Source organism: Pseudomonas sp. NPDC089395, from assembly GCF_044749525.1.
Lineage (GTDB): Bacteria > Pseudomonadota > Gammaproteobacteria > Pseudomonadales > Pseudomonadaceae > Aquipseudomonas.
On record NZ_JBIVID010000013.1, the window covers coordinates 77,879 to 88,787 of the forward strand.

The following is a 10,909-nucleotide window of genomic DNA, read 5'->3' on the forward strand; positions in this document are numbered from 1 at the left end:
GAAGGGCATCACCCCCCTGGGTTGGGTTACCATACGCGCCTTCGCGAAGCCCATCCTTCAAGCCAAGCCCTGCGCTTGCCTGACTCGACACCAACAGGTCATCCATGCGTCTGTTTCACACCTCCGACTGGCACCTGGGCCAAAGCCTGCACGGCCAGGAACGCGACTTCGAACACGCCTGCTTCCTCGACTGGCTGCTCGGCCAGCTGCACCTGCGCCAGCCGGATGCGCTGCTGATCGCGGGCGATATCTTCGACACGGTCAACCCGCCGGTCAAAGCCCAGGAGCGGCTTTACGACTTCATCGTCCAGGCCCATGAGCAGCAGCCGAAACTGGACATCGTGATGATCGCCGGCAACCACGACTCCGGCTCGCGCATCGAGCTGCCCGCCGCACTCATGCGCCGCCTGCGCACCCATGCGCTGGGCCGGGTGCACTGGCTCGACGAAGGCCAGCTGGATGCCGAGCGCCTGCTGATCCCGCTGACCAATGGCCGCGGCAAGGTCGCCGCCTGGTGCCTGGCCCTGCCCTTCCTGCGCCCGGCCGAAGTCACCGGCCCGCAGTTGGGCGACGACTACCTGCAAGGCATCACCCAGGTGCACCAGCAACTGATCGCCGCCGCCCAGAAGAAGCGCAAGAAGGATCAGGCGCTGATCGCCATCAGCCATGCGCACATGGCCGGGGGCGCAGTGTCCGAGGACTCCGAGCGCAGCCTGATCATCGGCAACGCCGAAGCCTTGCCGGCCAAGTTGTTCGACAAGGACATCAGCTACGTTGCCCTGGGCCACTTGCACAAGCCGCAGAAGGTCAACCGCGAAGCCCGTATCCGCTACAGCGGCTCGCCGATCCCGCTGTCGTTCGCCGAAATCAACTACCCGCACCAGGTGCTGGAAGTCGAACTGCAGGGCAGCGAACTGCTCAGCGTCGAGCCACGCCCTGTGCCACGTGCCGTGGCCCTGCAGCGCCTGGGACCTGCGCCGTTGGGCGAGCTGCTCACCGCACTTGCCGAGCTGCCGGTCATTGACCTGCTGGAAGACCCCAACCGGCAACCTTGGCTGGAAGTGCGCGTGCAACTGGACGAGCCGCAACCGGACCTGCGCCAGCAGATCGAGGGTGCCCTGCACGGCAAGGCGGTGCGGCTGGTGCGCATCAGTGCCGAATATGCCGGCAGTGGCGGTCAGGACGACGATGACCTGGCCTTCGTCGAGCTGTCACAGATGACCCCGCAGGATCTGTTCAGCCGCGCCTGGGAGCAGGCCTATGGCAACCCCGTCGACGAGCAGGCCCTGGCCGACTTCGCCCTGCTGCTGCAGGACGTCCAGCTGGAAGAGGAACAGCCATGAAGATTCTCGCCATCCGCCTGAAGAACCTGGCATCGCTGGCCGGCCCGGTAGACATCGACTTCACTGCCGAACCCCTGGCCAGTGCCGGCCTGTTCGCCATCACCGGGCCCACCGGGGCCGGCAAGAGCACCTTGCTCGACGCCCTGTGCCTGGCCCTGTTCGGTACCGTGCCGCGGCTCAATGACATCGGCCGTGAAGCCAAGGTGCCCGACGCCGATGGCGACATCCCCACCTCCGACCCCCGCAACCTGCTGCGCCGTGGCACCGGCAGCGGCTTTGCCGAAGTCGACTTCGTCGGCATCGACGGCCACCGCTACCGTGCGCGCTGGGAAGCCAATCGCGCCCGTGACAAGGCCAGCGGCAAGCTGCAGAACAGCCGCCAGAGCCTCTACGACCTGGACAGCGAACAGCTGCTGGGCAGCGGCAAGAACGAATACAAGCAATTGATCGAAGCCCGCCTGGGCCTGAACTTCGAGCAGTTCACCCGCGCGGTGATGCTGGCGCAAAGCGAATTCGGCGCCTTCCTCAAGGCCGACGACAAAGAGCGCAGCGAGCTGCTGGAAAAGCTCACCAACACCGCCATCTACACCCGTCTCGGCCAGCGTGCCTTCAGCAAGGCACGGGAAACCGCCGAGGCGCACAAAACGCTCAATGACCGTGCCAGCCACCTGCTGCCGATGGCCGCCGAAGCCCGCGCGGAACTCGACCAGCGCCTGGAACAGGCGCAGCAGCAGTTCAAGGCCGACCAGGCTGGCGAGCGCCAGCTGGAACAGCAACGCAAATGGCTCGATGAACAGCGCCAGCTGCAGGCCCAACACGCCGAAGCCGGCACGGCCCTGCAGGCTGCCGAGCACAACTGGCAGCAACTGGCCGAACAGCGCCTCGACCTGCAACGCCTGGAGCGCCTGGCGCCACAGCGCCACCAGTTCCACCGCCAGCAGATGCTCAATGCGCAGTTGGCCCCCCTGGCCGCGACCCTCACCGAACAGCAACGCCAGCAAGCCGAACTGCACGTGCGCACCTGCGAGCTGGAGCAGGCGCTGGATGCGGCACGCCAGGCCCTGGCACAACACCAGGCACAGCACAGCGAGGATGCACCGCGCCTGCGCCAGGCCTTTGCCGGCCAGGACAGCCTGGCTCGCCTGGAGCAAGAGCAGGTGGCTCAACGCAGCGCCAGCGAGCAGGCCGACCAAGCGCTCGCCGAAGGCCAGCAGCACCTGCAGCAACTGGAAGAACACCAGCAGCGCAGCCTGCAGCAACTGGGGCAGATCGACACCGCGCTGGCCGACAGCCAGCACCTGGAAGGTCTGGCCAATGCCTGGCAGGCCTACTTGCCGCAACTCAAGCAGGTAATGCTCACCGGCGGGCGCCTGGCCAAGGGGCGCGAAGAGCTGCCCGGGCTGCAAGCCCGGGTCAGCCAGGCCAACGCCCAGCTGCAGGCCGAGCGCGACGCCTTCGACCTGTTGTTCCAGGAAGCCGGGGCAGAACCCCAGGCGCTGGCAGAGCAGATCGACCTGCTCGGCGGCATGCTGCAGGACAACCGTAAACAGCATCGCGCCGTCGAGGAGCTGTCGCGGTTGCATGGCCGCGAACTGGAACTGCGCCAGCAGCTCGATGCGCTGCGCGAGCGCCAGCAGCAGGCCATGCAGCAACGTCAGCAGTTGATCGGCGAAGGCACGGCGGCCAAGGCGGAACTGGAAGCGGCCGAGCAGGCGCTCACCCTCACCCGCCAATTGCTGGCGCGCCAGCGCCTGGCACGCAACACCAGCGTCGAGGAACTGCGCGGCCAGCTGCGAGACGGCGAGCCGTGCCCGGTCTGCGGCAGCGCCGAGCATCCGTTCCACCAGCCTGAAGCGCTGCTGCAGAGCCTGGGCCGCCACGACCAGGCCGAAGAGGAAGCCGCGCAGAAGCAGGTCGATGCCCTCAACGACAAGCTGGTGGACTTGCGCACCCGACTGGGCGTGGTCAATGCCCAGCTCAAGGACTACCAACAGCAACAGGCTCAACTGGGCGAGCTGTTGCAGCCGCTGCAGGCCCAGGTCCAGGCCCACAGCCTGTGGCCAGCCCTTGCGCCCCAGGATGACAAGGCCCGCAGCGCCTGGCTCGACAGCCAGCTGCGCCGGCTCAACGATGAAATCAACCAGGACGAGAAGCGCCAAAGCGCCCTGCTCACCCTGCAAAAGGAATCCGCCCGCCTCAACCAGCAGCTGCAGGCGGCGCAGCACGCCCAGCAGCAGGCGCAGCACCAGCTGGATCACCAGCACCAGGCCCTGGCCAACGATGAACAGCAACTGCAGCAAGGGCTGGACGACCTTGCCAGCGTCCTGCCTCAGGAGGTGCTCAAGGCCCTGAGCGACGACCCGGCCCACGCCTTCCTCGCCCTCGACCAGCAGATCGCCCAGCGCTTGCAGCACCTGGAACAGCGCAAGGACGAGCAGCACGAGCAGCAAGCGCGCCAAGTGCAACTGGACAAACTGCGCGACCAGCAGCAGGTGCGGCTGCAGTCGCAACAGCAACTGCAGCACAAGCTCGCCGCGCTGGACGAACAACGTCAGCAGGCCCGGGCGTCCCTCGACCAACTGCTCGGTCAACACGCCAGCGCCGAAGCCTGGCAGCAGCATATGGACGCGCAGCTGGAACAGGCCCGCGTGCTCGACGCCGACACCGCCCAGCGTCTGCAGGACCTGCGCACCCAAGGCGTGCAACTGGCCAGCGAACTCAAGGCCAATACCCAGCAGCAGCAGGCGCTGGACAGTGAATGCCAGCAGTTGCAGGGCGACATCGCCCAGTGGCGCGCGGCGCACCCGGAACTGGACGATGCCGGCCTGGACCGCCTGCTGGCCGTGGACGATGCCCAGCTCAACGAACTGCGCCAGCGTCTGCAAGGTGCCGAACGGGCTATCGAGCAAGGCCGTGTGCTGCTGCAGGAGCGCGAGCAGCGCCTGCAGCAGCACAGCGCACAGATGACCGTGGAAACCTCGGTCCAAGCCCTGGAACAGGCGCTGGGCGAATTGCGCGAGCGCCTGTCCGGTCACGAACAGCAATGCGCCGAACTACGCGCCCAGCAGGCTGACGACCAGCGCCGGCAACAGGCGCACCAGGCCCTTGCAGGCGAGATCGAGCAGGCGTACCAGCAATGGCAGCGCTGGGCACGCCTCAACGCCCTGATCGGCTCGGCCTCCGGCGATGTATTCCGCAAGATCGCCCAGGGCTACAACCTCGACCTGCTGCTGCACCACGCCAACGCCCAGTTGCGCCAGCTGGCACGCCGCTACCGCCTCAAGCGCGGCGGCAGTGCCCTGGGCCTGCTGGTAATGGACACCGAAATGGGTGACGAACTGCGTTCGGTGCATTCGTTGTCCGGTGGCGAGACCTTCCTGGTTTCGCTGGCCCTGGCCCTGGGCCTGGCGTCGATGGCATCGAGCACGCTGCGGATCGAATCGCTGTTTATCGACGAAGGTTTCGGCAGCCTCGACCCCGAGTCGCTGCAACTGGCCATGGATGCCTTGGACGGCCTGCAGGCGCAGGGCCGCAAGGTAGCGGTGATTTCCCACGTGCAGGAGATGCATGAGCGCATTCCGGTGCAGATCCAGGTGCGCCGCCAGGGCAATGGCTTGAGTGACGTGGAGGTGTGCGGGTGATTCTCTACTCGTTCCGCCGCTGCCCGTGGGCCATGCGCGCGCGTCTGGCCCTGCGCTATGCCGGCTGTGAACTGGAGATCCGCGAGGTGGCGATGAAGCACAAGCCGGCCGAGTTGCTGGCCTTGTCGCCCAAAGGTACGGTGCCGGTGCTCGACACCGGTCACGGGGTGCTGGAAGAGAGCCTGGACATCATGCGCTGGGCGCTTGAACAGAACGACCCGCAGGACTGGCGCCTGCAGGCCGACCCCGCCGCCGCGCAGCAGGCCGACGCACTGATTGCCCGCAACGACAGCGTGTTCAAGGCACAGGTGAATCTGTACAAGTATGCCGAGCGCTACCCTGCGCATTCACGGGAACATTATCGCCAGCAGGCCGAGCCTTGGCTGGCGACCCTGGAACAACTGCTCGAAGGCCGGTCGTACCTGCTGGCCGAGCATCCGAGCCTGGCCGATGCCGCCTTGCTGCCCCTGATGCGCCAGTTTGCCGGGGTCGAACCGCAGTGGTTCGCCGAGGCGGCTTATCCGCGCGTGCGGAGCTGGCTGGAGGGGTGGTTGGCGTCCGAGCTGTTCAAGGCCGTGATGGCCCGATAGCGATCGGTGTTGCACGGTCCCACAGGTTCAGTGTTCACGCAGGCTCAATGGTTGTGCTTGCCACTCAACGCCGCATGGTAATGGGCACTCTGGCGCAGGTACTGCTCGGTGTAGCTGTGGGTACTGGACGCCTTGGGGCTGTTGTCGGCATGGGCGTGGGCTGGCAGCACCACGGATGCGGAAATGGCGGATGCGGCGATGACCGGGAAGAGATTGAAGTTCATCTGGGCTGACCTCGACTGCGGTGGTTTGACGGTAGCCCGTGTGGGCCTTGAGCCAAACTTACGCCGCTGAGGTCGCCTGCAGAAATTCATTGCGCTGGTAGGGATTATCACGCGTATCGATAGTCACTCGATAAACTTCAGGTCCGATGGCGCCTCCTGCGGCATCGTCTGTACTGTCTCCCCAAGCTTGCCGCTACGCGGATCGCGGCGCATGACCACGATCTGGTTGCTCTTCTGGTTGGCCACCAGCAGGAAATTGTCACTCGGGTCCAGGGCAAATTCACGGGGATGATCGCCCTCCACCGAGCGGCGCTGCAGGAACGCCAGCCGGCCATCGTCCTTGCCCACGCCGAACACCACGATCTCGTTGGCCGTACCGCGATTGCTGACGTACAGGAAGCGCCCATCCGCCGAGAGGTGCAGCCCGCCGGCCGCCTTGGCCGCAGCTTCCTGCTGATCGGTCAGGGGCAAGCGCTGGCGTTCGAGCAAGGCATCGTCCTGGACGTCGAACATGACCACTTCGGCGCTCATTTCCAGGGTCAGGTAGGCGTGCCGCCCCTTGGCATCGAACAGCAGATGGCGCGGGCCGCTGCCGGGCGGCAGGTCTACCGCAGCCGGAATCGCCGGGGTGAGCGGATCTTTCGGGCTGGCACCGTCGTAACGGTAGATGAAGACCTTGTCGGCCCCCAGGTCGCAGGCATACACGTGCAAGCCATCGGGCGACAGCACCAGCGAATGCACATGGGCACCGGCCTGGCGCTCGGGGTTCACACCACTGGGCTTGTGCCGCACTTGCTGCACCACGTCCTTGAGCTTGCCGTCCTTGGCCACCGGGATCACCACCAGGCTGCCCCCAGGATCCGGGGCGACAGCGTAATTGGCGACGAACAGGTAGCGCTGGTCGCGGCTGAGGCTGGCGTAGGTTGGTTCGTCGCCGCGCGTGGCCACCTGGTTGAGCGGCTTGATCTCACCTTTGCTGCTGACGCTGAAACTGCTGGCGTGGCCTTGCACCGTTTCGTTGACCGTGAACAGCTGTCGCTGATCGGCCGAGAGCACCAGCCACGACGGGCTGACGCTCTTCACCACTTGCAACGGCGTGGGGGTGATCTGCCCGCGCTTGCTGTCGAACGCGTAGCGGTAGATGCCCTGGCTGGCGCCATCAGTGTAGCTGCCGACCAACAGCGTGGCGGCAGGGGCGTTGAGGGTCAGGCTCATCAGGCTAGCGGTCAGCAGGCTCGTCCAGATCCGGTTCATCGTTCTCTTCATCCGGGGCGCGAAAGGCACTCATACAGACTAGACGATGCTCGCCTTGGGCATCGTTGACGACCCACTCGTCACCGGCGCCGACAGCGGTAGCGAGCTGCTCGGTGGTGAAGGTCCAGCGGCGGTGCTGGCGGCCGTCCATGCATTCGACCATGAGGCCGGATTCGTCGAAGGTGAAGTCGAAGGCGTGCAGGCCGTCGATCAGGAGCATGTCGCAGGATGCGAGGGCGGTAGGGAGGGACATGGAGGTACCGAAGGTGAAGTGAGCCGGCATTATACAGTCCTATGTGGGAGCGGGCTTGCCCCGCGAACAAGGGCGGAGCCCTTGCCAGACTCCGCGGTGCCTTGTTCGCGGGACAAGCCCGCTCCCACAACGGCCTTACCACTCAGTGAGCGAAAATCGAGCCTCCCTCCTTGCCCACCATCTTCTCCGGCTTGATCAGGAACCGCGCCAATGCCGGCAGCAGCCACAGCGCACCGAACATGTTCCACAGCAACATGAAGGTCAGCATCAGCCCCATGTCGGCCTGGAACTTGATCGCCGAGAAGATCCAGGTGCACACGCCAATCGCCAGGCACAGGCCGGTGAACAGCACGGCCTTGCCGGTCGAGCGCAGGGTTTCGTAGTACGCCTCCTGCAACGGCAGGCCAGCCCGCAGGAAGCTTTCCAGGCGGCTGTAGATGTAGATGCCGTAGTCCACGCCGATGCCCACACCCAGCGCCACCACCGGCAGGGTGGCAACCTTCACGCCGATGCCCATGAACGCCATCAGCGCATTGCCCAGTACCGAGGTCAGCACCAGCGGCAGCACGATGCACAAGGTGGCGGCGAAGGAGCGGAAGGTAATCAGGCACATCACCGCCACGCAGATGTACACCAGCACCAGGATGGTCAGCTCGGCCGACTTGATCACCTCGTTGGTGGCCGCCTCGATCCCGGCATTACCGGCCGCCAGCAGGAACTGCAGGCCTTCCTTGTTGTGGCTGTCGGCGAACGCCTTGGCCACCTGGGTGACGCGCTCCAGGGTCTCGGCCTTGTGGTCGTTGAGGAACACCAGCACCGGCGCCAGCGAGCAATCGGCGTTATACAGGCCGTCGGCACGGGCGATGGAGTTGTTGAGGATGTCCGGGTTGCGCGACAGGGTTTCCCATTTCAGGCTGCCCTCGTTCATGCCCTTGATCACTTGCTTGGATACGGTGACCAGGGAAATCGCCGACTGCACGCCCGGGGTGTTCTCCATGGTCCACATCAGCTCGTCGATAGGCGCCATGGTCGAGTGGATCGAACAGCTCTCCGCCGGCGTCTTGACCATGATCACCAGCACGTCCGAACTGGTCGAGTAGTTACTGATGATGAAATTGTTGTCCTGGTTGTAGCGCGAGTCGGGGCGCAGTTCAGGCGCGCCCTGGTCGAGGTCGCCGATCTTCAGGTTCTGGCTGTACCACAGGCCACCTGCGAAGGCCACCAGGGCCAGGGCGATGGACACCGGCGCCACCTTGGCACTGGCAAAGTTCGACAGCAGGCGCCAGAACGGGTGCTCGCGGGTGGCGTCCTTCTTGCTGCGCTCGACGGCCTTCTTGCTGATGCCGACGTAGGAGATCGCCACCGGCAACAGTATCAGGTTGGTGAAGACGATGACGGCCACGCCGATCGAGGCGCCGATGGCCAGTTCACGGATCACGCCGATGTCGATGATCAGCAAGGTGATGAAGCCCACCGCGTCGGCGAGAATGGCGATCATCCCCGGCAGGAAAAGCTGGCGGAAGGTGCGACGGGCAGCGGTCAGGGCGTTGTCGGCGCCGCTCGATTGCAAGGCGATGCCGTTGATCTTCTGCACCCCGTGGGAGATGCCGATGGCGAAGATCAGGAACGGCACCAGCATCGAATACGGATCCAGGCCGAAGCCCACCGCATGCATCAGACCCAGCTGCCAGACCACCGCCACAAGCGTGGTGATGAGCACGGCGATGGTGCTGCGGATGCACCAGGTGAACCAGTACAGCAGGATCCAGGTGATGACCAGGGCCACACCGAAGAACATCGCCACCATCACCAGGCCGTCGATCAGGTCGCCAACCTTCTTGGCGAAGCCGACGATGTGGATCTTCACGTTGGGGTTCTGCGCCTGGAACTTGTCGCGGATCTGCGCTTCGAGCTGGTGGGAGAACTTCTGGTAGTCGAGCTTGACCTGCTTGCCCGGGTCCTGAGGGTCGGGGAAGCTTTCCAGCAAGGGGATATCGACGATGCTGGATTTGAAGTTGTTGCCCACCAGGCGCCCGACCTGGCCGGACTTGAGCACGTTGTCGCGCAGGGTGTCGAGGCTTTCGGCCGAGCCATTGTAGGTATTGGGGATCACCTCGCCACCGGAGAAGCCCTCCTCGGTGACCTCGCTCCAGCGCACGCTGGGGCTCCACAGCGACTTGAGGCCGGCGCGGTCGACACCCGGGATGTAGAACACCTCGTCATGGATTTGTCGCAGGGTCTCCATGTAGTCCTTGTCGAAGATATCGCCGTTGACGGCCTCGACCGAGATGCGCACGGTGTTGCCCAGGTTGGCCAGGTCGTTGCGGTGCTCCATCATCTGTTCGATGAAGGGGTGCTGCAGCGGGATCATCTTCTCGAAACTGGTCGAGGGCCGGATCTGCGTGGCCTGCCAGAACAGGAAGATGCTGACCAGCAGACACAGGGCGATGACCACAGGACGGTTGTTGAAGATCAAGCGCTCAAGCAGCGTGGCCTTGTCCTGGTGGTGCGGGTGCATGGTGATGCTCTCCCTGCTGGTCATGGACGCGGCTCCTTGTCGGTTTGGTCGGCACCTTCAGCGGTGGCCAGATGCACACCCCCCTGCCCCACCAGCAGCAGGCCACCATTGGCCAGGCCACTGGCACCGGCCAAGGCGATACGGTCGGCGCGGTTGTAGACGCTGAAGGTCTGCCCGTCGTCCTGGCTGCGCAGCACGCTGCCGCCATTGCCGACCAATACCAGGCTGCCATCATCGAGAAGCGTAGCGCTTGCCAGGCCGAATTCGAGGGTGCCGCGCGCGGCCTTGAGCGCGATCGGCTGCCAGCTGTCGCCAAAGTCGGTGGAACGGAACAGGTTGCCGCGCAGGCCGTAGGCCAGCAGCGTGTGGGCATGGGCGGTACCGATCACACCGAACAGCGAGCCCTCGTAGGGGCCTTCGAGCTTGGTCCAGGTCTGGCCGTTGTCGCTGGAGCGGTACATGCTGCCTTGCTCGCCAACGATGAACAGCCCGGCGTCCTTGACCACGGCAATGCCATTGAGGTGGAGCTGGTCAGGGTTGTCCAGGCGCTCGCCGACCTCCTGCCAGTGCTGGCCGCCATCGTCGGTTTCCAGCAAGGCACCATAGGCGCCGACGGCAAAACCGTGCTGGGCGTCGAGGAAGGTGATATCGAGCAACGGCGCTTCGCGGGAGAGGTCTTCGAACTGTCTGGTCCAGGTCGCGCCGCCATCGGTGCTGACGAGGATCTGCGCATCATGGCCGACTGCCCAGCCGCGCTTGTCGTCGAGGAAGAACACGGCGGTGAGCAGTTGACGGGTGGGCACTCGGGCTTGGGTCCAGGTCTTGCCCTGATCGTCGGAGAACAGGATGTGACCGCGATCACCGACCACCACCAGGCGTTGCCCAGCATGGGCGGCATCGATCAGCAGGCTCTGGCTGGCCTTGGCCGATTCGCTTGAGTACTCGTCGGCAGTGGCCGCTTGCGCGCTCTCTGCCCATATGCCCATCGCCAGCGCCAGCATCGCGCCGGCCGCCAATGGCCAGGCGCTGCGCCTGGCCTGCGTCATTACCCGCTCACTCATGACCGCCCCCAATTTGTTCTTGTTA

Annotated in this window: 8 protein-coding genes; 3 read left to right on the forward strand and 5 right to left on the reverse strand. The window is 65.1% G+C overall.

Annotated features, from left to right (window positions below):
- The first annotated feature begins 104 nt into the window (after positions 1–104).
- Genes ACIPZG_RS23430 through ACIPZG_RS23440 form a run of 3 tightly spaced genes read left to right on the forward strand, consistent with a single transcriptional unit; the run spans position 105 to position 5,574 of the window.
- Positions 105–1,343, forward strand: a complete 1,239-nt coding sequence (locus ACIPZG_RS23430) for an exonuclease SbcCD subunit D C-terminal domain-containing protein (RefSeq protein WP_008090040.1) — start codon at positions 105–107, stop codon at positions 1,341–1,343.
- Positions 1,340–4,984 (forward strand): AAA family ATPase, encoded by a 3,645-nt coding sequence (locus ACIPZG_RS23435; protein WP_400717336.1) that lies wholly within the window; start codon positions 1,340–1,342, stop codon positions 4,982–4,984. Before ACIPZG_RS23430 ends, ACIPZG_RS23435 begins: the two co-directional genes overlap by 4 nt.
- Positions 4,981–5,574 carry a glutathione S-transferase gene (locus tag ACIPZG_RS23440; RefSeq protein WP_400717338.1) on the forward strand — a complete coding sequence of 198 codons (594 nt, stop codon included), beginning with the start codon at positions 4,981–4,983 and terminating at the stop codon, positions 5,572–5,574. Before ACIPZG_RS23435 ends, ACIPZG_RS23440 begins: the two co-directional genes overlap by 4 nt.
- 44 nt (positions 5,575–5,618) lie before the next feature.
- Here the strand turns inward: ACIPZG_RS23440 and ACIPZG_RS23445 are convergent, their stop codons facing one another.
- The 5 genes from ACIPZG_RS23445 to ACIPZG_RS23465 form a co-directional block, all read right to left on the reverse strand.
- Complete coding sequence (locus tag ACIPZG_RS23445) at positions 5,619–5,798, reverse strand: hypothetical protein (protein ID WP_008090046.1); 180 nt, start codon at positions 5,796–5,798, stop codon at positions 5,619–5,621.
- A 123-nt stretch (positions 5,799–5,921) separates the two neighbouring features.
- Positions 5,922–7,052 carry a lactonase family protein gene (locus ACIPZG_RS23450; RefSeq protein ID WP_400717340.1) on the reverse strand — a complete coding sequence of 377 codons (1,131 nt, stop codon included), beginning with the start codon at positions 7,050–7,052 and terminating at the stop codon, positions 5,922–5,924.
- A complete protein-coding gene (locus ACIPZG_RS23455) occupies positions 7,018–7,305 on the reverse strand; it encodes a DUF5629 family protein (protein WP_400717396.1) in 288 nt (95 codons plus the stop codon). Before ACIPZG_RS23455 ends, ACIPZG_RS23450 begins: the two co-directional genes overlap by 35 nt.
- Before the next feature lie 142 nt (positions 7,306–7,447).
- Complete coding sequence (locus tag ACIPZG_RS23460; protein WP_400717398.1) at positions 7,448–9,823, reverse strand: RND family transporter; 2,376 nt, start codon at positions 9,821–9,823, stop codon at positions 7,448–7,450.
- A 20-nt stretch (positions 9,824–9,843) separates the two neighbouring features.
- Positions 9,844–10,869, reverse strand: coding sequence for a YCF48-related protein (locus ACIPZG_RS23465; RefSeq protein ID WP_400717400.1), 1,026 nt, complete (start codon positions 10,867–10,869; stop codon positions 9,844–9,846).
- Positions 10,870–10,909: the final 40 nt, after the last annotated feature.